Below are 23,043 nucleotides of genomic sequence, written 5' to 3' on the forward strand. Positions count from 1 at the left end.
GCTCCTGATGGGTGTGAGGTGCCGTGTCGACGACGTGTGACCTCACCGTGCCGGGGTCCTCCCCCGACAACCAGGACTCGTCGATCCCCCGATGGCGGGTCACCCCTTGCGCGTGAGAGGGGGATCGACAGACCCTGGTCGGCGCACGCGCCACGCGATAGGAAGAAGCAATGGAGATCGACAGAGCAGGGCTGGCCCAGTTTCTCCGGGGTCGCCGCAGCGCACTGCAACCCGAGGACGTGGGTCTTCCACGAGGGCTGCGACGTCGGACCGACGGGTTGAGGCGCGAAGAGGTCGCGGCACTGAGCCACATGTCGACCGACTACTACGCCCGTATCGAGCGGGAGCGAGGACCCCAACCGTCCGAACAGATGGTCGCCTCGATCGCACAGGGACTGCATCTCTCGCTACCCGAACGCGACCACTTGTTCCGGCTCGCCGGCCACACCCCACCGACACGCGGGGCCGTCGGCGATCACATCGGTCCGGGCCTGCTGCGCATATTCGACCGACTGCACGACACTCCCGCCGAGATCGTCACAGAGTTGGGAGAGACGCTGCGGCAGACGGCACTCGGTGTCGCGCTCACCGGTGATCAGTCCGGCCGCACCGGGCCCTCACGCAGCATCGGGTATCGGTGGTTCGCCGACCCGGCGAGCAGGAACCTGTACGCCCCCGAGGATCACGCGCACCTCACCCGAACATGGGTGTCCGGCCTACGCGAGGTCGCCACTCTTCGCGGACCCGACTCGCGCGCTGCGCGTCTCGCGGCGACGCTGCTTCAGGAGAGCGACGAGTTCCGCACCGTCTGGGAGCGGCACGAAGTGGGAGTGCGGCCGGCCGAGACGAAGCGATTCGTCCACCCGGATCTCGGCCGCCTCGAACTGTCCTGCCAGACGCTCGTCGATCCGCTGCAGTCCCATTTCCTTCTGGTCTACACCGCAGTTCCCGGCAGCCCGAGTCACGAGAAGCTTCAGCTGCTCCCCGCACTGGGAACACGAACGTCCACGACACCGGGCCCGTGACGAACACACAGTCACGTCGAGGAATCGATGCCATCAGCCGAACGACCGCCTGCTCACAACTCGATCCGCCCGGTGCGGTCGTGGAACTCCCCCGTGGGTCCGTCTGTGCCGAGCAGGGCCAGGCGAACGGTGGCGTCGGTTCCCTCCGCGACGGTCTGATGCCCGGTGTTCCCGTTGAGGTCGGTGGCCGTGTAGCCGGGGTCGGAGGCGTTGATTCGCATCTCGGGGAGGTTCTTGGCGTACTGCACGGTGAGAGTGATGACGGCCGCCTTCGAGGCGGCGTACGGGATGGCGGCGACGGGGAACTCGTCCCGACCGGGATCCTGGAGGAAGCGGCCCATTCCCACACCCGAGGCCACGTTGACGATCACCGGGTTCGACGACTGCCGCAGCAGCGGCAGCGCTGCTTGCGTCACCCGGACGATGCCGACGACGTTGGTGTCGAGGGTGTCCGCCATGGAGTCGGCGTCCAGGTCGTCGACACCGCCGCCGTGTCCGATGACGCCGGCGTTGTTGATCAGGACGTCCAGTCGGGAAAGTGACGACACCGCCGCGGTGACCGAGTCGGTGTCCGTCACGTCCAGCCGTACCACGTGTGCGCCGAGTGCGCGGACGTCGTCTGCCCTGTCGGGGTCGCGGACGCCGGCGTACACGTCGACACCGGAGTCGACGAGTCGTCGCGCCGTCTCGAGTCCGAGGCCCTTGTTCGCTCCCGTGATGAGTGCTGTTGTCATGTCTCGATCCTGTGGCCCGGTGACGTGCAGGTCTAGGTACTGCCGGTACCACCCGCGCTCCGGCGACGCGGTGCACGATGGTGTGCATGAGTGAACTGTCGACGGTGCTCCGGGCTTGGCGGGACCGGACTCGACCGGAGGAGGTCGGCCTGTCCGCCGTCCCCGGCCGACGAGCACCCGGACTGCGTCGTGAGGAACTCGCCACGTTGGCGTCCATCAGCGTCGACTACATCGTCCGCCTCGAGCAGGGGCGGGCGCGGCACCCGTCGGCGCAGACCGTCGCCGCCTTGGCGCGAGCGCTGCGACTGAACGACGAGGAAGTGGATCACCTGTATCGGGTGGCCGGACTGGCATCACCGAACGGGCGCCTCGTACCGCACCACATCGGGCCCGGAGTGCGGCGCATGGTCGACCGCCTGGACGACGTGCCACTGGCGGTCTTCACGGCCGCGTGGGACATCGTCCATCACAACGGCCTCTGGGCAGCCATCAGCGGGGACCCCGCACTGCGACACGGTGTCGACCGCAATGTGGTGTGGCGCCATTTCACCGACGACTTCACCGGCGTCGGCTACGACGACCGGCATCACGAGGAATTCGGCGAGGACCTCGTCGCCGATCTCCGAGCGGCACACGCCCGCTATCCCGACGACCCGTATCTGACCACCCTCGTCACCCGACTCCGGGCGAGGAGTGCGGACTTCGACGCTCGCTGGGGTCGCGCCACCATGTCGGTGCACAAGGCAAGCCGCAAGGTGATGACGACGCCGGTGGGACCGATCGCCGTCGACTGCGATGTGCTCACGGCACCGGGCAGCGATCTGCGCATCGTGGTCTACACCACCGTTCCCGGCTCCGAGGACGAGCAACGTCTGGAGTTGCTGCGCGTCGTCGGCACGCAGACTCTGGTGTGAGCCGGACGCGCGGAGCGGGTCAGGAGCGGCGAGTACCGATGCCCCGCGACACGAGATCGGCCACGAACCTCTGTGTCAGCGCGTCCGATTCCGCCCCGACCATCACGACGACCGACCTCGTCAGCGGAGGTGTCATCGACTTGACGATCCCGGCGAAGCGAGCGGGAAGGGCGGTGGCCGGCACGAGCGCGACCCCCAACCCTGCGTGAGCGAGTTGTGCTGCCGTCGTGGCATGTCGAGTGTGCGTGACAGCGTCGAGCTGGACTCCGTGCGTCGCAGCCACGGTGTCGAACCATCCACGAAGGCCGTTCGACGGGTGATAGTGCACGATCGGCCTGCCGGCGAGGTTCGGCCAGGAGACGGCGTCCTCGTCGGCGAGATCGAGACCTTCCGGAATCACGACCAGGATCTCCTCGGTCCCGATCTCGGTCATCGCTGCGGACCCGCGCGACGGCGCCGGCCCCACTGCGATGTCGAGGTCGCCGTCCGTGATCGCCGTCGCCATCGCGTCGGCGCTGGTGTACTCGGTCAGATCCAGACCGATGTCCGGATGCTTCCGGGTCCAGGTGCGCAACGTCGGCGCCAGGATCGGGACGGTCATGCTCTCCGCGCACCCCAGGCGTAGCCGGCCCGCATCACCCTGTGCCGCAGCGTGTCCGGTTCGCAGAACTCGCTCGGCCGCTGCCAACGCGATCCGCGCATCGACGAGAACGGCACGGCCGATGGGCGTGGGACGCACGCCTCGCGGAAGCCGCTCCAGCAGAGGACTCCCGATCTCCGACTCCAACGACGCGAGGTGATGGGAGAGCGCGGGTTGCGACAGATGCAGCTGGGCTGCTCCCGCGGTGACAGAGCCGGCGTCGACGACGGCCACGAAGCATTCCAGGGCTCGCAGAGTCGGCACCGATGGAGCGTATGTCAGCGGCGCACGCTCACGTCGGGGCGATCGTGCGACTCGTCGTCGTCGGTATGCGACGGGAGGGGATGCGAGGGGAGAAAGACCAGCGTCAGCACACCCGCCACGGCGGTGACCATCCCGGCGACGAGACTGCCGGTGGTGAAGCCGTCGACGAAGCGTTCGCGTGCGAGATCGGACAGTTGCGACCCGAGCAGTGCCCCGGTGGCACCCAGCGAGTCCGCCGCCTGGCGTGCGGCTTCGAGCGCGGCGCCCACCGACTCCTGCGCGGGGTCCATCAGGACGGTCGGCAACTGCGTCGTGTTCAGACCGTCCCGGTACACCGACAGTGCGACCGACCCGATCACGGCGACACCGAGTGTTCCGCCGAGTTCGCGGGTGGCATCGTTGACCGCTGATCCCATCCCGGCCTTGTCGGTCGGAACGACTCCCATGATCGCCTCCGTCGCAGGGGCACTCGTCAGACCCAGGCCTGCGCCCAGCAGCACCATCTGACCCGCGATCTGCAGGTAGGACGTGCCCGTGTCGATCTGCGAGATCCACAGGAACGCAGCCGTCAACGATGCCAGGCCGGCGGCCACCACGATCTTGGAACCGACCAGTACTGGCAGGCGGGGACCCACCAGCGAGAACACTGCCAGCGATCCCGCGACGGGCAGCATGCGCACGCCGGTATCGAGGGCACCGAAGCCGCGCACGGACTGGAAGTACTGGGTGACGAGGAAGATGAACCCGAACAGCGCGAAGAACGCACTGGTGACCGCCCCACTGGCAGCCGTGAAGCGCATGTTCGTGAACAGCCGCACGTCCAGCATCGGGTGGCGAGCGCGCGACTCCCGGAGAACGAAGGTGACCAGCACTGCGGCGGCCACACCGAATCCGAGCGCCGTCGACGCCGAGGACCACCCGCGGTCCGGGCCTTCGATGATGGCGTGCACCAGTGACCCCAGTGCCAGCACGGACAGAAGCAAACCCGACTTGTCCAGCGGCGGCGTCGACGGATCACGGGAGTTCGGCACGAAACGCGCTGCGAGAGCGATGGTTGCGACAGCAGCGAGGCCGTTGAAGACGAAGATCGATCCCCACCAGAAGTGTTCGATCAACGCCCCACCCACCACGGGTCCGACCGCGACCGAGACGCCGGTCGCCGCGCCCCACAGTCCGATGGCCATGACGCGTTCGGACCGCTCCTGGAACACGTTGGTCAGAATCGACAGCGTCACCGGGTACACCACGGCAGCCGCGACACGACCCGGAACAGATCGCCGCCCAGTTGTGGAGCCTGGTACACGGGTTCGTCTCGCTCGAAGCGGCCGGCCACTTCGCCGATCACAGCGACCCAGTCGCGAGCGTCCTCGCGCCCATGGCTGTCGCCCAGCTCGTCGGTATCGGCGACGACCGCGCTCGGGCCACCCGCGGAGCGCTCGACGCCTACGCGACCTGGACCGCGACGGCAGTCGAGTAAGAGAACGCCCTGCCCGCTCGAGAGCTCGCCGATCGCGACTGCGACAACCTCGCAACCCGGATCGCGGCGCGCGGAGATGGGCGCGGGCCCGGCGACCCCGTCGTGCCCGTCGTCGCACTGCCCTCACCTGCGTGATTGACATCACAAGGACGTCATACTACTTTCAAACTGACATCAGTTCAGGAAGTCCACTCGCACCGACAGCCGAGCGGCCCTGTGAGTCCGAGAGAGGTCTGACCATGCGGAGGATTCCCCGAGCCATCGCCACCGTTGCCATGGCAGCGTCGGCGTTCGCGCTCACAGCGTGCGGCGGCAGCACCACCCCGTCCGGGCCCGTCGAGGGCAGTTGGGACGACGTCGTCGCCGCGGCGAAGACGGAGGGCAGCGTGATGCTCTACTCCAGCCAGAAGCCTGCGAACCTCGACGCGCTGAAGGCCGCGTTCACGCAGAAGTACCCGGAGATCTCCATGGACTTCGTGCGCGGAACAGATTCCGAGATCAATCCCCGTGTCGAGACCGAGAACCGCACGGGTACAGGCATTGCCGACGTCCACATGGTGACCGACGCGTCGTGGATCGCCAGCGCGTCCGAGTCCGGCACCTTCTCCACCGAGATCGTGGGTCCGGACTTCGACGCACCCGACTACGACCGCGCGGCCAGCGTGAAGAACGACCGCTTCTTCCTCTCGTCCGCCGCTGTCTTCGGCCTCGGGTGGAACACCGCCGCGGTGCCCGACGGTCTCGAGACCCCGCAGGACATTCTCGACCCGGCCTACCGCGGCCGCATCGGCATCGTCAATCCGACGGGCATCGCGTCGTACGTCGACCTGTATCGGCACTACGCCGAGAACTACGGCGAGGACTACTGGAACAAGCTGGCCGAACTGCAGCCGCGTGTCTACCCGAGCGCACTGGCGGTCGCGCAGGCCCTGACGTCGGGTGAAGTGGTGGTCTCGCCCAGCGTCCAGCCGCTCGTCACCGAGGTCGACGCGGGCGCTCCCGTCGACTGGGTGCTGCCGGAGAACCCCTGGGGCACACCGTGGTACACCGAGGTTCTGAGTGCGGCGCCGCATCCGAACGCGGCTCAGGTCCTGGCGGACTTCATGGTGACCGCCGAGGGACAGGCCGCGCTGAACGGTGGCTACGCCGCCGCGCTGCCGGATGTTCCGGGCGCCGTCGAGCGGGCACAGAACATCGCCTCACCCGATCCCGCCGATCTGACCCCCGAGAACGTCGACCGGTACTCGCAGGAATGGTCGCAGCTCTTCCAGTGACGGGGACGCGACCGCTCTCGACCATCCGAACTCGTCATCCAGGGAGGTGATCATGGACGCTCGGACAGCGCCTTCACACGGCTCCCGTGTGCTCGTCACCGGCGCCGCGCGCGGCATCGGTGCGGCATGTGCCGCGCGCTTCGCCTCTCTCGGAGCGACCGTGTACGTCACGGACGTGGACGACGAGGGTGGTCGCGCGGTCGCCGACACCCTCGGACCGTCGGTTCGCTACCTGCATCTGGACGTGGCGTCGGAAGCCGAGTGGGACGCGTGCGTGCAGAGAATCGAAGCGGACGGTGGAGGCCTCGACGTGCTGGTGGCCAACGCCGGGGCGGCGCACCGCGGCGACATCGCCGACACCTCACTGGCCGACTTCCGCCGCATGCTCGACATCAACCTGGTCGGCACCTTCCTCGCCCTCAGGACGGCGAGCACCGCCGTCAAGTCCGGCGGTTCCGTGATCACGGTGTCGTCCCTGCGCGGAATCCTCGCGACAGCGAAGCTCGGCGCCTACGGCGCCTCGAAGTTCGGGGTGCGGGCCCTCACCCGAGTGGCTGCGCTCGAGCTCGCCGAGCGGGGGATCCGAGTCAACTCGGTGTGCCCCGGAAGCATCGACACCGACATCACCGGTAGCGAGGACTTCGCCGACCACGATGTCGCCGGCTATGTGCGCACCATTCCGATGCAGCGGCGGGGCACCACCGGCGACGTCGCAGACGCCGTCGTGTTCCTCGCCGGATCCGAGAGCAGCTACATCACAGGAACCGACCTCGTCGTCGACGGTGGTCTGGCGGCCGGCGCGCGAACACCCACACACACCTCTGGACAGAAGGCATGAGATGACCGATCGCTTCACCATTTCCGGACTGACCAAGACGTACGGCAGCACGAAGGTCGTGGACGGTCTCGACATCGATATCGAGCAGGGCGAGTTCCTTGTTCTTCTGGGCCCGAGTGGTTGCGGGAAGACCACCACGCTGCGGTGCCTCGCCGGGCTCGAGACACCCCAGGGCGGGCGTATCTCGTTCAAGGACAGGACGGTCTTCGACGCGGACCAGCGAGTCGACGTCCCCGCGCACAAACGCAACATCGGCATGGTCTTCCAGTCCTACGCCCTGTGGCCGCACATGACGGTGCGCCGCAACATCAAGTACCCCCTCGACGTCCGCGGACTCACCAAGTCATTCGGGCCGGGAGCCGTGGAGGCAGCGGCCGACATGGTGGACTGCGGCGCGCTGCTCGACCGGTATCCGTCTCAACTCAGTGGTGGCCAACAGCAGCGCGTGGCGGTCGCTCGCGGGCTGGTCGCGCGTCCGGACCTCATCCTCTTCGACGAGCCGCTCAGCAACCTCGATGCCCGGCTGCGCGATCAGGTCCGTTCTCAGATCCACCGTCTGCACCGCGAACTCGGGTTCACCGCCGTGTTCGTGACCCACGACCAGTCCGAGGCTTTCGCACTCGGAGACCGCCTCGCGATCATGAAGTCCGGCCGCATCGAGCAGCTCGACACGCCGTCGAGCGTGTTCGAGAACCCCGGCTCGGACTACGTCGCGGCATTCATCGGCATGGCCAACAAGCTCGAACTGCGCAGGGCGCACGACGGCTGGCAGACCTCCGCGGGTGACGCGATCGATCTCCGCGACTCGGTGGTCCGCGATCGTGCCGACGAGGGCGATTCCGCGGTCGCACGGCTGCGTCCGGACGACCTGCTCCTGCACCGCAGCATGGCCGAGGTTCCGCCCGGCCACGTCGGACTGCACGCCGCCCTCGTCGATCACGAGTACGGAGGTCGGCACTTCGATGTGACCGTGCGGTCCGGCGCCGAGACACTCGCCCTGCGTGCGTCGGCCGCCGAGCACGGCCTCGCGCTGCGTTCGGCCGAGCCGGGTGACGCCGTGGTCGTCTCCTTCTCCCCCGCAGCGCTGCGGGTGTTCCCCTCGGCGCCCTCCACCGCGACAGCCGCGGACACCGCACCCGTCGCCGCAGCAGTGGGGAGCGCATCGTGACCGCCACCCTCACACCCCCCGACACCGACACGACGCCGCCGCCGGCGGGACGACGGTCACGGCTGACCGGCCCCTGGCGTGCCCGGCTCGGTTACGGCATTCTTCTCGCCGTTCTCGCCTATCTGGTCGTCCTCCCCATGGTGCGTCTGCAGATGCTCGCGTTCGAGGACGGAGCGCGGGGCTACCGCAGCCAGTACGGACGGTTCGACATCGCCCAGACACTGTGGACGACAGTGATTCTGGCGCTGGGATCGCTCGTCATCGCGCTCGTTCTCGGCACCCTGCTCGCCTACGCCGCGAGCCGCCTTCCGGCGCGACTCGGGTTCCTCAAGATGATTCCCATCCTGCCCATCGTGCTTCCCGCGGTCGCCAACATCGTCGGCTGGGCCTTCCTGCTGTCACCGGGACCCGGCTACCTCAATGTCGTACTGCGCGCGCTGCCCTGGTGGAGCGATCTCGAGAGCGGCCCCGTGGACGTCTACACGGTGCCGTGGATCGTCATCCTGACCGGATTCGGTCTGACGTCGTTCGTCTATCTCTTCGTGTCCTCGGGGATGGACAACATCAGTTCGGAGCACCTCGAGGCCGCTCGGATCAGCGGATCGTCCTCGATGGGTGTGTTCTTCCGTATCGTTCTCCCCCTGCTCCGTCCGTCGCTCATCTACGGCGGTGGTATCGCGTTCCTCCTCGGGCTCGGCCAGTTCACCGGACCACTCCTGTTGGGTCAGAACAGCGGAGTGAAGGTCCTCACCACCGAGATGTACCGGCGGGTGTCGGAATCACCGTCCGACTTCGCGGCCGCCGCAGCTGCCGGTTCACCCCTCGTCCTGTTCGGACTGGCGCTGGTTCTGGTGCAGAAGATGTTGCTGGGCAATCAGAGCCGGTTCGTCACTCACGGCGGCAAGGCGTTCTCCGCACCCTCTGGCCGCGGAACGTGGGCGGCCGTCACCATCAGTGTGTACGCCCTGTTCGCGCTGCTGATCCCCATCGTCGGACTCGTCATCGTGTCGCTGACCCCGTACTGGTCGGACACCCTGACCCTGGATCTGTTGACGCTGGACAACTTCCGGGCCCTCATCTCCGACGACGCGATCGTCTCGTCCGTACTCACCAGCATCCTCACGTCCCTCGCCGCGGTAGCCGTGTGCATCCCCATCGGGTACGTCATGGCCAACCTGTTGGTCCGCGGTCGTCGCTTCCGCGTCCTGGGCATGATCGGCGACTTCATCACCGCCCTGCCACTGGGTATCCCCGCGGTCATCTTCGGTGTGGGGTTCCTGCTCACGTACACCGAACCTCCGTTGATCCTCTACGGCACTCGCACGGTGATCGTGCTCGTCTACATCGTGCTGATGTTGCCGTTCTCGGTCCGACTGCAGATGACGGCGATGCTCGCGCTGGGCAACACCTACACCGAGGCCTCGGCCACCAGCGGCGCCTCGCCCGTGGTGACCAATCTTCGAATTCTGTTGCCACTCATGCGAGGAGCCATCTTCGGCGCCGTCGCCCTGATGTTCATCCTTCTGACTCACGAGTTCGCCGCCTCGCTGCTCGTCCGCGCCTCGACGACCCAGGTCATGGGCACCCTGCTCTACGACATGTGGCAGAACGGCTCGTACCCGCTCGTCGCGGCGATGGCGCTGCTCATGACCGCGGTGACCACCACGGGAGTCGCGATCGCCATGCTCGTCGGCGGTCGCAACGTCCTCAGCAAGCTCTGAAAGGCACACCATGCCCGAAGGCAGTACCCGTCTGACCGACAAGGTGATCCTCGTGACCGGCGCGACCGGCGGGATCGGTGTCGACATCGTGACGAGGCTGGCGTCCGAGGGAGCCAGCGTGATCGTCACCGATGTCGACCAGAGCGCCTGCGAAGCAGCGGTGCACGCGCTGGAACGCCCCGACTCGCATCTGGCGTGCGCGCTGGACATCACCGACGAGGAGCAGTGGGCGGCGACCCTCGCCCTCGTGGAGGACCGTCACGGCACGCTCGACGCCGTCGTCAACAACGGTGCGATCGGATCGCTCGCCACCGTCGTCGACGAGACGGTGGAGCAGTATCGCCGCGTCGTCGAGGTGAGTCAGACCGGTACGTGGCTGGGGATGAAGCACGCCGGCGCCCTGATCGAGCGGACCGGCGGCGGATCGGTGGTCAACATCTGCTCCATCCTCGGCAGCGTCGGCGGACTGGGCAACAGCATCGCCTACGCCGCGGCGAAGGGTGCCGTGCGGACCATGACGAAGAACGCGGCGCTGCACTGGGCCCGCCTCGGGGTGCGGGTCAACTCGATCCACCCCGGTTTCATCGCGACCCCGCCACTGCTCGCGCGCTACGAGGGCACACCGCGCCACGAGGCCATGCTGGCCGGCACGCCGATGGGACGACTGGGTTCCGGCGCGGAAGTCGCTGCCGCGGTGGCGTTCCTGGCCGGTGACGATGCACGCTTCGTGACCGGTACCGAGCTGTACGTCGACGGCGGGTGGACCGCCGCCTGAGTCTCAGGCGACGCTGAACACGTCGACGCCGTCCTGGTTCTCCACACGCAGCACGCCCCGGTGGACGTCCAGATCGAGGTGGGCCAGGGTCTCGCAGACCGCGACCATGCGATCGAACGTTCCGAGCTCCGCGAACGGGCGATCACGACGGGTCCACGGAAGGCGTTCGGCGACATCGAGGCCGGTCGCCCGGGTCAGGTCGGCGACGACCGCCCGGGTCGCCGCCAAGCGGCGGGCGTGGTGATCGAGGAGTTCGCGCACGCGCGCGTGCAGACCGACACCGGTGTCCCCGTGGGCGGGCAGCACGGTGCGATCCCGATCGTCGAGCATCGTCTCCAACGACTGCAGGTAGTGCCCCAGGGGCAGGTCCCACTCACCGAGTTCGAATCCGATCGACGGGGTGATGGTCGGCAGAACGTGGTCGCCCGTGTAGCTGATGTCGCGGTCGAGATCGTGGAACACCATGTGGCCCTTGGTGTGGCCGGGCGTGTGCACCGCGGTCAACCGGTGTCCGGGGATGTCGAGGGCGCCCTCGGTGAGCCACGCGTCCGGCGGCTCCCAGTCGTCCGAGTCGAAGTCCCCGTCGCTGGTGTCCAGGCGAACCGCTCGCGCGATGTCGTCGGCGCCGGCCCGTTCCAGCTCACGCAGTGACGATGTCGGCATGTTGGAGGCAAGCTCCCCGATGGCGACGATCCCCGGCGCCTCGGCCGACCCGAGGTGGATGCGGCAGCCGTGTCGACGGCGGAGGTCGACGGCGAAGGTGTAGTGGTCACGGTGGACGTGAGTGACGAACACGTCGTGTACGTCGTCCGGTCGGCAACCGAATTCGGCCAGCGCGGTGGAGAACTCGTCGTACGTACCCGGCCGTCGCCATCCGCCGTCGATCAGCGCCAGGCCCCTGTCGGTCTCCAGGGCATAGACGTTGATGGCACGGAGTCCGTCGGACGGCATCTGCAGTGGCACCCGGTGGATGCCGTCCGCGATCCGAACGGATCCCGGATCGGACCACCGGGCGGTCACGAGGTGGTCGACGTGTCGGCGACCATGGTCCGCTCGTCGCCGTACCAGATCATCCGTCGCCCACGCATGGTTCCGACGTGCTCGACGGCGACCTTCCACTCCGGACTGGCGAGCGCGGTCTCGAGATCGTCGCGCGAGGCGAAGCTCAGAATGGACAGTCCGTCCCACCCGGCGCTGCGCTCGTCTATCGAGTGGACGATGTCGATGTGCTGCCACCGCAGCAGGCCCGGGAGCGGGTAGGTCACCTCAGCGTGCTCACCGCGCCACCACGTCATGAACTGCTCGTGCGTCCAGTCGTTCGGACGGGCGGCGAGAACCATCAGATCGAACATGATCTCCTCCAGGGTGTGGTCAACATGAATTCGGTTCGGTATGGGTGGACGTGATCGACACGAATGGCCGAGCCGGGCTCAGCGCCCAGCGGTCAGGGGCGCACCATCTTGAGCACCGCGGTGGTGACGGTCTCGGCGATCTCGTCGAGGGTGGCGGGGCCGTTCGGCCGGTACCACCGCCACACGCTGATGACGAGGGCGAGGACCAGGCGTCCCACCGTCTTCGGATCTCCCTCGGCGAAGACCCCGTCGTCCATGCCACTGGCGATCAATCTCGTCCACCGACGCTCGATCTCCTGGACCAGCTCTCGGGACTGGAGACGCTCGGCCTCCTCCTTCCCCGACTGCCGCTCCGTCGCCAGAAGGTCCATGTGGTTCTGCAGGATCCGGCGCTGCAGAGCGTCCAGCGGCGAGGCCTGGAGAGCTCCCGCGACGGCGGCTCGCAGTGCCGCCTCCGGGTCGCTCCGGTCGGCCGTGGCCGCGTCGAAGCGCTCGACGGAATCCGCCAGTTCCAGACGCATGATGGTGAGCAGACAGTGCGCTTTGGATTCGAAGTAGTGGTAGAGCGCGGTCTGGCCTATTCCGACCTCGTCCGCCACCGACGCCCACTTGGTGTGGTCGTAGCCCACCCTGCCGAACTGCTCGATGGCGACGGTGAGAATACGAGACCGCTTGGAGCGCGGGCTCTCGCGGCGTGCCGTCGTTCCGACGCTCATCGCGGCACCCTCGAAGACTGGCCCGGCCGGCCTCCGGCCTCCCCGCAACGTGTCAGCATCGTGCTCATGTTACTCGTCCCGAGGTGAATTCGGATCGGGAACACCGGCGAGACGCGCTGCCATCCGCACGGCATCGGGTCGGGAGAGCTTCCCGACACGGTTCTGCGGCAGATCGTCCACAGCGAAGACGTACTCCGGCCAGTTGTGTCGTGGCACGCCGCGACGGGACAATCCGTCCGTCACCTCGGCCAGACCGAGAGCGCGTCCGTCGGTCACCACGAGGGCTCCGGCGCGCTCGGACAGCAGCTCGTCCGGGATCGGCACCACGCAGACCTGCACGATGCCGGGGACGCCGGCCACCGCCGCCTCGACCTCGTTGATGTCGATGTTGCGACCACCACGGATGATGATCTGCTTCTGCCTGCCCATCACGGTGATGGTGCCGTCGGTCGCCACCTCGACGAGGTCACCGGTCGGCAGGTATCCGTCGTCGGTCAGTGTCGGTGCCGCGACCTGTCCTCCCCGTGCGTACCCGACGAACATCGAGGGTCCGCGGACCTGCGCGTCACCGATCTCCCCGGTGCCCACGTCCTCCCCCGCACCGTTCACGGCCCGCACGATCGTGCCGGGGAACGGCCGTCCGTCCGTACCGAGGCGAAGTCGAGGATCGTCGTCCGGGGTCGCGGTCGTGTGACCGAGGCACTCCGACATGCCGAACACCCGGAGGAACGTCGTTCCCAGGAACTGCTCGGCCCGTTCGAGAGCCGACGCGTTCATGGGCCCGCCGCCGACCGTCATCGCCCGCATCCCCGCGAGTCGACCGGCCCCGTTCTCGACGAGGGACAGCTGCAGCGCCATCGTCGGCACCAGCATCGTCCAGCGGACGTCGTGGGCGGCCATCGCGTCGAGTGCGGCCGCCGGTGACCACTTGCCGATCGACACCATCGGTCCGCCCACGAACAGCGGCAGATACATCCCGAAACATGCTGCGGCGACGGAGGACAGGGGGACGAAGGCGCCCACCGCGTCGCCCGGCCGCAGACCCACGGCGTCCCTCGTGCACGAACAGGCATAGCGCAGTGCGTCCTCGGACTGGACGACGCACTTCGGGCGACCGGTGGATCCGGAGGTCATCGCGATGACACTGCCTCCGTTCCAGCGCGACACACCTCGCGGATCACCACGGCGAGCACGCAGATGACGGTCACCGACCGCCGCGTCGCCCGACGGGAAGTCCTGGTCGGACACCCCCCACTGTTCGAGTGTGCGAAGGTCGGCCACCACCATGTCGGGGTCGACGTCCTCGACGGCGAGCACGAACTCCGATGCTGTGGCATGCGGGCTGAGCACGGCGACCACGCCTCCGCGCAGACCGACCGACAGTGCGGTGGCCACCGTCTGCCAGGTGTTGTCCGCCTGGATCAGCACCGTGGGAGGTGTGGGGTCGTGCTGTGCCATGTGCTCGGCTCCGCGTTCGGCGGCAGCCATCACGTCGGCCAGTCGATGGGTGCCGTGCAGGTCGATCACGGCGATCGCGTCGGGGTGTTCCCGGACGCGGTCTCGCAGTTCGAGCGCGAGAGTCTTCACTGACGGTGGTCCTTTCCGGCATCACGTTCTGGGGTGGGCTCGTCGGACGTGGTGGGCAGGAGCACGGTTCGGCCGGCGTCCTCCCCGGCACGCAGACGCGCATAGGCGTCGATCGCCTCGTCGAGAGGTCGCGTGGTCACCTCGGGCAGCAGCGCCCCGGACTCCGCGAGCGCCACCACCTCCACCAGATCCGCCCGACTGCCCCAGAAGGGGGCCGAGACCTGCCACCCGGCGGCGATCCCCCGGTTCTTGGCCACCGACACGGACCCTCCGGCGCCCCCCACCACGACGAGGCGTCCTCCGGGTACGAGCGTGGCCAGCCCCTCGGCCATCGTGTCGTCGCTGCCGACGAAGTCGAACACCACGTCGACGCCCCCGAGATCTCTCGTGGCAGAGGCCGCGTCGGCCAGTGACGAGTACACCGCGGTGGCGCCCATGGTCGTCGCGGATCTCCGAGCCGCGTCGCGCGGATCGACGGCCACCACGTGGCCGGCTCCCAGCAGCGACGCCATTCGGACCGCGAGGTGACCGAGACCGCCGACACCGACGATCACGACCACGGCGTTCGAGTCGAGGAGGTCGGCCTGACCGCTGACGGCGTGATGCACGGTGGCGCCCGCATCGGCGAGGGGCGCTGCGAGTTCCGGTGCCAGGGAACCGGTGTCGACCAGCACCCCGCCGTGCGGAACCACCATGTACTCGGCCAGTCCGCCCGGCGCGCCGAGGCCGTTGCCGATCACGGCGAGCCTGCCGTCGACCAGCCGCAGTGCCAGACAGTAGTTCTCCCGACCCCGGCGGCAGTTACGGCAGGTCCTGCAGGACCACACGCCGTGGACGACCACGGACGATCCCACCGTGCTCCCGTCGGCATCGGGGCCGGCACCGACGACGCGTCCGGCCACCTCGTGTCCCAGCGTGAGCGGCAACGGGTAGTCGAACCGTCCGGCCGGCGCATCGCAGACGGACAGATCGCTACGACACAGACCTGCCGCCGTGACTTCGAGCAGCAACTGCTCGCCCGTCGGTTCGGGAACGGGAATGTCCCGCAGCTCGGGAGCGGAGCCCCACTCGAGCAGTTGCACGGCCAGCATCAGCGCGCCGTCCAGCCGCCGTCGACCACCAGGGTGTGCCCGGTGACGTACGACGAGGCATCGGAGGCGAGGAACAGCACCGCGCCGTCCACCTCGCCCGCAGTACCCCCGCGACCGAGCATCGTGTTGCGCCGCACCCACCCGGCCGACTTCTCGTTCTCGAAGAGCCCGTCGGTCATCTCGGTGTCGAACCACCCTGGGACCACCGCGTTCACGCGGATCCGTCGTCGTCCCCACTGCCCGGCGAGTTCACGGGTCAGGCCGAGCACACCGGCCTTGGACGCCGCGTAACTCGCACCGCCGATGGGGGCGGTCGAGACGAGACCGACGACCGACGAGATGTTGACGATCGACACCGGGGCGGAGTCCGGCGTCGTCGAGGCGACGTGCACCGCCAGGTGGAAGCCTGCGAGGAGGTTCACCTCGAGGATCGCGGAGAAACCCTCCGCGGTCTCCTGCTCCGCGTCCGGTGGGCCGGGCATCCCGGCGTTGTTGATCAGGATGTCCAGGCGCCCGGTCTCCGCACGGCACCGATCCACCAGCGCTCGACGGTCCTCGTCCGAGGTCACATCGCATCGCACGGGAACGAGGCCCGGGACGGTCTCCGCCACCGCGGCCAGACGATCCGCGCGACGTGCCGCCGCGTACACCGTGGCTCCGGCGGCGGCGAGCGTCCGGGCGAACCCGAGACCGAGACCGGACGACGCTCCGGTCACCACCGCTGTTCGGCCGGTCAGATCGAACAAGGCGGCAGGGCTCGGGGTGTCGTTCACTTCTGTCACGTCCACGCCCTCCTCAGTAGACCGCGGTGCGGCCGCCGTCGACGGGAATGATGGCACCCGTCGTGTACGACGAGGCGTCACTCGCGAGATGTACGACGAGACCGGCAATCTCCTCGGGGCGACCCAGACGTCCCGACGGCAGCCGGTCGACGATCTTGCCGACGAACTCGTCGTCCCAGTGCTCGGCCATGTCCGTTGCAAATCCCCCGGGCATCACGCAGTTCACTCGCACGTGCGGCGCGTACTCCTGCGCGAACGCCATGGTCAGCGCATTGAGTCCGTTCTTGGCCGCGGCGTACATGGCTTCGGGCGGGCTCGGTCGAACAGCTCCGATGCTCGAGATGTTGACGATCGACCCGCGCCCGGCGGCCGCCATCCGCGCTCCGGCCACCGCCATCAGCCTGAACGGACCCTTGAGATTGACCTCGATGGTCTTGTCCCACAGCCCTTCCGTCACTCCGACGAGGTTCTCGGACAGCGGCGCGATGCCGGCGTTGTTGACCACGATGTCGAGTGAGCCGAACTCGTCGACGATGGCGTCGACCGCGGGCTCGATCTCGTCCCAGCGACCGACGTGCAGAGCGCGGGCGTGAGCGCTGCCCACCGTCGACGGTCCAAGTGAGGCGACTGCCTCCTCGCACGCCTCGAGTTTGCGGCTGGACACCACGACGGTGGCGCCCGCGTCGCGCAGTCCACGAGCGATGGCAAGGCCGAGTCCGCGGCTCGCGCCGGTCACGAGCGCCACTCTGCCGGTGAGGGAATGTATGTCGGTCATCGGTACTTCTTCGTCTCGAGGCGGGCGATGGTGCGGAGATGGACCTCGCTCGGTCCGTCTGCGATCTGGAGGGCGCGGGTGATGGCGTGCAGGCGGGCCAGGACGAAATCGTCGCTGACACCGGCCGCTCCGAACGTCTGAACAGCACGGTCGACCACCTTGTGCGCCACCTCCATCGCCGCGACCTTGATCGCGGCGACCTCGGAGCGCGCCGAGGCGTTACCGCGGGTGTCCATCATCCAGGACGACTTCAGGACCAACAGTCGGATCTGGTCGATCTCGATACGACTGCGTGCGATCCACTCACGCACGACACCGCGATCGGCGAGCGGGGCACCGAAGGCCACTCGGTCGAGCGAACGGCGGCACATCATCTCCAGAGCGCGCTCGGCCATGCCGACGGCGCGCATGGCGTAGTGCATCCGGCCGGGGCCGAGACGACCCTGCGCGATGGCGAAACCGTCGCCCTCGGCTCCCAGCATGTTCGAGGCCGGCACCCGGACATCGGTGAACTGGACGTCGCCGTGCCCGAGACGGTCGTGGAAACCGAACATCGGGAGATCGCGCAGGACCTCGATGCCGGGACTGTCGGCGGGAACCAGGATCATGCTCTGCTGACGGTAGGTCGGACCGTCCGGATCCGACTTGCCCATGAAGATGATGAGCTTGCAGTCCGGGTCGAGAACACCCGAGGTGTACCACTTTCGGCCGTTGAGCACGTACTCGTCACCGTCGCGCCGGATCGTCGAGGTGATGTTGGTGGCGTCGGAGCTGGCCACGGCCGGTTCGGTCATGGCGAACGCGGACCGGATACGACATTCGAGCAGGGGCTCGAGCCAGTCCTTCTTCTGCTCCTCGGTACCGAACATGGCGAGGATCTCCATGTTGCCGGTGTCCGGGGCGGAGCAGTTGATGGCCTCGTTGCCGATGATCGAGCGCCCGACCACCTCGGCGAGAGGGGCGTACTCGAGGTTGGTGAGTCCGGCCCCGAGCCCGTCGTGCGTCATGAAAAGGTTCCAAAGTCCCTGCGAGCGCGCGGTCTCCTGCAGTTCGCGCATCACCGCCGGCTGCTCGTGCTTGTTCGTGTTCGCCGCGATCTGCGCGTCGTACACCTTCTCGGCGGGCAGAACATGATCGGTCATGAATGTCTCGAGGGTCTCGAGCAGCGCGTCGGTACGAGCACTGTAGGAGAAGTCCACGGTTGGCCTCCTGGAGGGCGGATCGAGCGGGTGAATACGAGGACGAGGGAGCTCAGGCGAGCAGGGCGGTTCCGGTGTCGATCAGCCGAGAGATGGTGGCGGGCAGCTTCTCCTGGTCCGGATCGTGATGACGGCCCTCCCGGTGACGACGCAGGTTGTGCCCCATGATGGCGGCCATCTTGAGTCGTCCCAGGGCGTCGAACCACGGCAGATCGGGCAGGTCGCGTCCCGCACCGGCGTAGATCTCCACCAACTCGTCGGCGCTCGGCAGACCGGGGACGGACCGCCCGACACCGGGGAAGTTGTCGCCATCGGCGAAGACGAGGAACCACCCCAGCTCGACACGGGGGTCGCCCACACTCCAGATCTCCCAGTCGATGAGCGCGACCGGCTCGGTACCGTCCGCGATCAGATTGCCCAGGCGATAGTCACCGTGCACCAGCGTCGACGAGACCGCATCCGGGACGCGGGCACCGAGAAGGCTCAGCAGTCTGTCTCCGCCCTCCACCAGTTCCGGTGGAACGGCGCCGAGCGTGCGAGCCCACCGGGCGAGTTCGTCACCCGGTGAGAGCGTGGGACCGGCGTCGGGCACAGCTCGGTGATCGACCGCGTGCAGCTCGGGCAGGACCGCCGCCGCACGCCGCATGCGCGCGGCCGCCAGCTCCGGGTCGACGGCCGGATCGTCCAGAACAGGCTCGAGCGACTCACCGCGGACGAATGTCATGGCGTACCAGGAGGGCTCGGTGTCGTCGACCATCACGATCGTGGGCACCGGCACCGACGTACCCGCGAGTTCCCGCATGATGGTCGCCTGCCGCAGCATGTCGTGGCGCCCGACGGGGCGCTGCCCTGCGGGCACGGCCTTGACCACCAACTCGGCGTCGTCGGTCCGCACGCGGTAGGTCAGACCGGAGTGCCCGCCGAGGAGTGGATCGAAGCTGCGCAGCGATCCGAGGCCGCCGGCCTCCAGCTTCTCGGCGACGCGCTGCTGCAGTGCGGAGTGTGTCGTGTCGTCGGTGGTCACGGCCTCGGCTCTCGGGGAAGGCCGAGAACGCGCTCGGCGATGATGTTGTGTTGGATCTCGTCGGTGCCGCCGGCGATGCGGTATCCGGGCGCGCCCAGGACGTGTTCCGTCCAGGCGAACGTGCCCCATTCACCGGTGTCGGACACCAGATCGGAGCCCAGCATCCGGCGGACCGCCGCTGATGTTCGGGACATCGTGGTGGTCGCCAGCAGTTTGCCGACGGACGCCTCGGGGCCGGGATCGCGTCCGGAGACCACGACGCCGGCGACGCGCATGGCGGTGACGCGCTGAACATGGCTGTGCACAACGAGATCAGCAACCTGATCCAGCTCGATCTCGGTGAGGGGCCGACCCAGATTGCGCGCCAGTTCCACGGCCCGGTCGGCGTTCGCCAATCCGAGGTTGCCGCCATCGAGCCGTTCGGCCGCCAGCACGGTGAGAGCCACCTGCCATCCCTGTCCCTCCGGCCCGAGACGGTGCGCATCGGTCAGCCGCACGTTCTCGAGGTACACCTCGTTGAACGAGCTGCCGCCCGTCATCTGCCGAATGGGGCGGATGGTGACGCCCTCCGCGTCCATCGGGACCAGGAAGACGGTGAGACCTTTGTGCTTCGGGACCGAGGAATCGGTGCGGCACACCGCCACTCCGATGTCCGAGACGGTGGCTCCCGACGTCCAGACCTTGTGGCCGTTCAGCACCCACCCGTCGTCGTCACGGACTGCGCGCGTACGGACCGCAGCGAGGTCGGAACCGGCCTCGGTCTCCGAGAAGAGTTGGCAGGCCATGAGGTCGGTGCGCAGCATCGCGCGCACGTACGTTGCGCGCTGATCCGGCGTGCCCCATTTCTCGATCGTGGGTGCCACCAGTTGCTGTGTCACGGAGAACATCTCGGTGCGGCGCGGGACATCGAACCGGTCCTCCGCGCGGCGGAAGGCGAGTACGTGGGACAGCGGGAGATCTCGTCCACCGTATTCCGCGGGCCAGTCGAGCGGACCCCAGCCGGCGTCGAACTTCCGTCGTTCGTAGTCGCGGATGACGTCCGTGTGCCGGCGTTCCTCCTCGGGCGTCCAGTTCTCGAAGACGGCCACCGAGTCGGAGCCCTCGCCCCACGTCGTGCTGGTCCGCGGTGCGGCCACGCTGCTGAGCCACGCCGTCGCCTCGGCGGTGAATGCTCGGACGTCGGACGACACGGTGCTGGTACTCATGGACTGACCTCGCTGGTCGGATCGGACTGGTTCAGACGGACAGAACGGTGCAGGCGCTGATGCCCGGTGCCCCGTAGACATGGGTGAAGCCGATGGACGGCCCGCCCGGCACCTGACGATCGCCGGCCTCGCCGCGCAACTGGGTGACCACCTCGTGCACCTGGCGCAGACCGGAGGCGCCGATCGGTTCTCCGTTCGCGATGCACCCACCGTCGGTGTTGACGGGTAGACGCCCGCCGATCTCGGTGGCTCCCTCGGCGATCCACTGCTCCTGCTCGCCGTGCTCGCAGAAGCCGCACTCGGCCATGTGCATGAGTTCGGCGCCACTCTCGGTGTCCTGCAGTTGGGCCACGTCGACATCCGACGGGGAGATCCCGGCCTGCTCGAACGCGGCTGCCGCGGCATCCGCGCTGACGCTGGTCGGCTCGCCGACGCCCTGGACGGACGGACTGAAGACCTCGAACGAGCCGAATCGCCGCGTCCGATGGGTGATGGCGCGCAACCGGATCGGCCGGCCCGTCAGCCGCTCGGCCACCTCGGGTGAGGCCACGATCACGGCCGCACCGCCTTCGCCGGGAGAACAGAACATGTACCGCGTGAGGGGATCGTTCACCATGTCGGCGGAGGCGATCGCCTCGGCCGACATGGGTTCGCGGCGCCACGCATTGGGATTGAGCGCGCCGTTGCGGTAGGACTTCTCGGCGACGCGCGCGAGCGTGTCCGGGGTGATGCCGTGCTGCCGCATGTAGCGGGAGATCTTCGCGCCGAAGAACTGCGTGGTCACCATCAGACCCGCCTCGCCGTACCCCTCGGACAGACCCCACTCCGCCGGCGTGGGGTCGAACGCACCGCGCGGGTGCTTGTCGAAGCCCACTGCGAGACCGATCGACGCCGATCCCGCCCGTACGGCGTTGACCGCCGAGAACAGGGCGCTGCCGCCCGTGGCGCAGCCGTTCCGCACGTTGGTGAACGGCAGTCCGGTGAAACCGAGTTCACTGACGAGCGTGTCGGCGAGGCCCGCGGAGTCGCTGCCCCCGAACGCCACATCGACGTCCGGCCAGGCGATGCCCGCGTCGGCGAGCGCGGCGGTAATGGCCGAGACGGCCATCGCTCGGCCGCTGACACCGGGCTGGCGACCGAACTTCGACAATCCCACTCCGACGATGACCACGGACTCGCTCATACGGTGTCTCCCAGTGTGCTCGGTGCGGACGACGGGCCGGCCGCGACGACCTCGAACCGGGGAACCGGCACGACGGCCGTGAGGTGGACGAGCGCTCCGTGCAGATCGTCGACGTTCTCGGTGTCGAGAATCGCCTCGATGCGGATGCCCTCGCTCAACTCGACCCAGCCGACCGCGAACGGGGTGAACCCGCCCGCGGGTGGCACGTACGGCGGCGACTTGGGCGGGAAGCGCTGCACCGTGTGGGCCCACACGGTGCCCGACGTACTCAGGTCGACGGGTTCTGCCGTGGGCGTGACGCACCGGGAGCAGAGACTCGACGCCGGGTACGCGACCGTGCCGCACACAGTGCATCTACTGCCCTGCAACACCACCCGCTGTGTCCCGAGACCATTCGTCATCGTGATCCTCCCGCTCCCCGCCGACCGTCGTTCCTCGTTCGTGTCTCGCTGAGGATCAGCGACCGACCCACTTCGGCTCACGCTTCTCGAGGAACGCGGTGACGCCTTCTCGCCCGTCCTCGGACTGCAGGGCGTTGCCCACGGCGAGATGCTCCATGACCATGAGGGACTGGATGTCCGCGTCGAGGCCGCGATCGATCGTCATCTTGGTCAGCTTCATCATGAACGGGCTCTTGTCGGTGAGCTGCGCGATGAACTCCTCGACGGTCTTGTCCAGCTCGGCGGCCGGCGCGGACGCGTTGATGAGATCGAAGTCCGCAGCCTCGACACCGGAGAGCAGCTTGCCGGTCAGCATCAGTTCCTTGGTCTTGCGGATGCCGATCATGCGCGGGAGGCGATAGATGGGGCCGGCGCCGCCGAACAGTGCACGGCGGATGTGGAAGTCGCCGATCTTGGCGTCGTCGTCGGCGATGGCGAAATCACAGGAGATCATGAGCTCGAACCCACCGGCGGTGACGTAGCCCTCGAGGACCGCGACGGACGGCGTGTTCATGGAGTACAGGCGATCGCAGACCTTGGCCGAGAGCACGGCCACGTCCATGGCGTTGGTACTGCCGACGTAGTCGGACAGCAGGATGTCGAGGTCGAACCCCGAGCAGAAGGTGTTGTTCACACCGCGCAGGACCAGGACCTTGAGGTTCGGGTCGGCGTCGACCTCGGCGATGATCTCGTCGAGTCGGTACAGCAGCTCCGGAGTCACCGCGTTCTTCTTGTGCGGGCGGTTGAGCCAGACGCGAGCGACGTCGCCGTCCTTCTCGAGCAGGATGTGGTCGGTGTCGATCATGGGATCTCCTTGGGCTGCGTCACGATTTGAACTGGATTCACTTCAGTTTTACGG

The 23,043-nt window shown here is 68.0% G+C and carries 23 protein-coding genes and 1 pseudogene; 8 read left to right on the forward strand and 16 right to left on the reverse strand.

The features are described 5' to 3' along the window. Positions 1–170: 170 nt before the first annotated feature. Positions 171–1,025, forward strand: coding sequence for a helix-turn-helix transcriptional regulator (locus BR07_RS0104555; protein ID WP_027504415.1), 855 nt, complete (start codon positions 171–173; stop codon positions 1,023–1,025). Between the two features lie 53 nt (positions 1,026–1,078). Here the strand turns inward: BR07_RS0104555 and BR07_RS0104560 are convergent, their stop codons facing one another. Further along, positions 1,079–1,759: an SDR family NAD(P)-dependent oxidoreductase gene (locus tag BR07_RS0104560; protein WP_027504416.1), complete on the reverse strand. Its 681-nt coding sequence runs from the start codon at positions 1,757–1,759 to the stop codon at positions 1,079–1,081. Positions 1,760–1,845: 86 nt separating this feature from the next. Between BR07_RS0104560 and BR07_RS0104565 the strand changes: the two genes are divergently transcribed. After that, on the forward strand, positions 1,846–2,673 hold the full coding sequence (locus BR07_RS0104565) for a helix-turn-helix transcriptional regulator (RefSeq protein WP_037184061.1): 828 nt from the start codon (positions 1,846–1,848) through the stop codon (positions 2,671–2,673). 19 nt (positions 2,674–2,692) lie between these two features. Here BR07_RS0104565 and BR07_RS0104570 read toward each other — a convergent pair whose 3' ends face one another. Both BR07_RS0104570 and BR07_RS23315 read right to left on the reverse strand, forming a co-directional pair. Next, on the reverse strand, positions 2,693–3,577 hold the full coding sequence (locus BR07_RS0104570) for a LysR family transcriptional regulator (RefSeq protein WP_027504418.1): 885 nt from the start codon (positions 3,575–3,577) through the stop codon (positions 2,693–2,695). Between the two features lie 14 nt (positions 3,578–3,591). Further along, positions 3,592–4,812, reverse strand: a complete 1,221-nt coding sequence (locus BR07_RS23315; RefSeq protein WP_197027719.1) for an MFS transporter — start codon at positions 4,810–4,812, stop codon at positions 3,592–3,594. Positions 4,813–4,838: 26 nt separating this feature from the next. Here BR07_RS23315 and BR07_RS27760 point away from each other — a divergent pair. The 6 genes and pseudogenes from BR07_RS27760 to BR07_RS0104600 form a co-directional block, all read left to right on the forward strand. Next, a pseudogene (locus BR07_RS27760) lies at positions 4,839–4,928 on the forward strand (TetR-like C-terminal domain-containing protein); the annotation flags it as partial. 365 nt (positions 4,929–5,293) lie between these two features. Continuing rightward, positions 5,294–6,328 carry an ABC transporter substrate-binding protein gene (locus BR07_RS0104580; protein ID WP_027504419.1) on the forward strand — a complete coding sequence of 345 codons (1,035 nt, stop codon included), beginning with the start codon at positions 5,294–5,296 and terminating at the stop codon, positions 6,326–6,328. A gap of 52 nt (positions 6,329–6,380) precedes the next feature. After that, entirely contained in the window at positions 6,381–7,166 is a 786-nt protein-coding gene (locus tag BR07_RS0104585; protein WP_027504420.1) for an SDR family NAD(P)-dependent oxidoreductase, read from the forward strand. A 1-nt stretch (position 7,167) separates the two neighbouring features. Continuing rightward, complete coding sequence (locus tag BR07_RS0104590) at positions 7,168–8,334, forward strand: ABC transporter ATP-binding protein (RefSeq protein ID WP_027504421.1); 1,167 nt, start codon at positions 7,168–7,170, stop codon at positions 8,332–8,334. A gap of 62 nt (positions 8,335–8,396) precedes the next feature. Further along, positions 8,397–10,055, forward strand: a complete 1,659-nt coding sequence (locus tag BR07_RS0104595; RefSeq protein WP_027504422.1) for an ABC transporter permease — start codon at positions 8,397–8,399, stop codon at positions 10,053–10,055. A 10-nt stretch (positions 10,056–10,065) separates the two neighbouring features. Further along, on the forward strand, positions 10,066–10,830 hold the full coding sequence (locus tag BR07_RS0104600) for an SDR family NAD(P)-dependent oxidoreductase (RefSeq protein WP_027504423.1): 765 nt from the start codon (positions 10,066–10,068) through the stop codon (positions 10,828–10,830). 3 nt (positions 10,831–10,833) lie between these two features. On the opposite strand, the gene BR07_RS0104605 is transcribed toward BR07_RS0104600, so the two are convergent. The 13 genes from BR07_RS0104605 to BR07_RS0104665 form a co-directional block, all read right to left on the reverse strand. Continuing rightward, entirely contained in the window at positions 10,834–11,850 is a 1,017-nt protein-coding gene (locus BR07_RS0104605; protein WP_027504424.1) for an MBL fold metallo-hydrolase, read from the reverse strand. Further along, positions 11,847–12,182, reverse strand: coding sequence for an EthD family reductase (locus BR07_RS0104610; RefSeq protein WP_027504425.1), 336 nt, complete (start codon positions 12,180–12,182; stop codon positions 11,847–11,849). Before BR07_RS0104610 ends, BR07_RS0104605 begins: the two co-directional genes overlap by 4 nt. Positions 12,183–12,274: 92 nt before the next feature. After that, positions 12,275–12,898 carry a TetR/AcrR family transcriptional regulator gene (locus tag BR07_RS0104615; protein WP_027504426.1) on the reverse strand — a complete coding sequence of 208 codons (624 nt, stop codon included), beginning with the start codon at positions 12,896–12,898 and terminating at the stop codon, positions 12,275–12,277. A 69-nt stretch (positions 12,899–12,967) separates the two neighbouring features. Beyond that, positions 12,968–14,485 carry a class I adenylate-forming enzyme family protein gene (locus BR07_RS0104620; protein ID WP_027504427.1) on the reverse strand — a complete coding sequence of 506 codons (1,518 nt, stop codon included), beginning with the start codon at positions 14,483–14,485 and terminating at the stop codon, positions 12,968–12,970. Further along, the gene (locus BR07_RS23320) at positions 14,482–15,576 is read right to left on the reverse strand and encodes an alcohol dehydrogenase catalytic domain-containing protein (RefSeq protein ID WP_051613016.1); all 1,095 of its coding nucleotides are present in this window, start codon (positions 15,574–15,576) and stop codon (positions 14,482–14,484) included. The genes BR07_RS0104620 and BR07_RS23320 overlap by 4 nt, the downstream gene beginning before the upstream one ends. Further along, entirely contained in the window at positions 15,576–16,358 is a 783-nt protein-coding gene (locus BR07_RS0104630; protein WP_155956915.1) for an SDR family NAD(P)-dependent oxidoreductase, read from the reverse strand. The genes BR07_RS23320 and BR07_RS0104630 overlap by 1 nt, the downstream gene beginning before the upstream one ends. A 13-nt stretch (positions 16,359–16,371) precedes the next feature. After that, positions 16,372–17,133, reverse strand: a complete 762-nt coding sequence (locus BR07_RS0104635) for an SDR family NAD(P)-dependent oxidoreductase (protein ID WP_027504429.1) — start codon at positions 17,131–17,133, stop codon at positions 16,372–16,374. Then, a complete protein-coding gene (locus BR07_RS0104640) occupies positions 17,130–18,332 on the reverse strand; it encodes an acyl-CoA dehydrogenase family protein (RefSeq protein ID WP_027504430.1) in 1,203 nt (400 codons plus the stop codon). Before BR07_RS0104640 ends, BR07_RS0104635 begins: the two co-directional genes overlap by 4 nt. Before the next feature lie 52 nt (positions 18,333–18,384). Then, entirely contained in the window at positions 18,385–19,356 is a 972-nt protein-coding gene (locus tag BR07_RS0104645) for a phosphotransferase family protein (protein WP_037184065.1), read from the reverse strand. After that, positions 19,353–20,561, reverse strand: a complete 1,209-nt coding sequence (locus BR07_RS0104650; RefSeq protein ID WP_027504432.1) for an acyl-CoA dehydrogenase family protein — start codon at positions 20,559–20,561, stop codon at positions 19,353–19,355. Before BR07_RS0104650 ends, BR07_RS0104645 begins: the two co-directional genes overlap by 4 nt. Positions 20,562–20,592: 31 nt before the next feature. After that, positions 20,593–21,744 (reverse strand): thiolase family protein, encoded by a 1,152-nt coding sequence (locus tag BR07_RS0104655; RefSeq protein ID WP_027504433.1) that lies wholly within the window; start codon positions 21,742–21,744, stop codon positions 20,593–20,595. After that, entirely contained in the window at positions 21,741–22,145 is a 405-nt protein-coding gene (locus tag BR07_RS23325) for a Zn-ribbon domain-containing OB-fold protein (RefSeq protein ID WP_027504434.1), read from the reverse strand. The genes BR07_RS0104655 and BR07_RS23325 overlap by 4 nt, the downstream gene beginning before the upstream one ends. Positions 22,146–22,200: 55 nt before the next feature. Further along, on the reverse strand, positions 22,201–22,989 hold the full coding sequence (locus tag BR07_RS0104665; RefSeq protein ID WP_027504435.1) for an enoyl-CoA hydratase/isomerase family protein: 789 nt from the start codon (positions 22,987–22,989) through the stop codon (positions 22,201–22,203). Positions 22,990–23,043 lie beyond the last annotated feature (54 nt).

The organism is Rhodococcus sp. UNC23MFCrub1.1 (assembly GCF_000686025.1).
Taxonomy (GTDB): Bacteria; Actinomycetota; Actinomycetes; order Mycobacteriales; family Mycobacteriaceae; genus Rhodococcoides.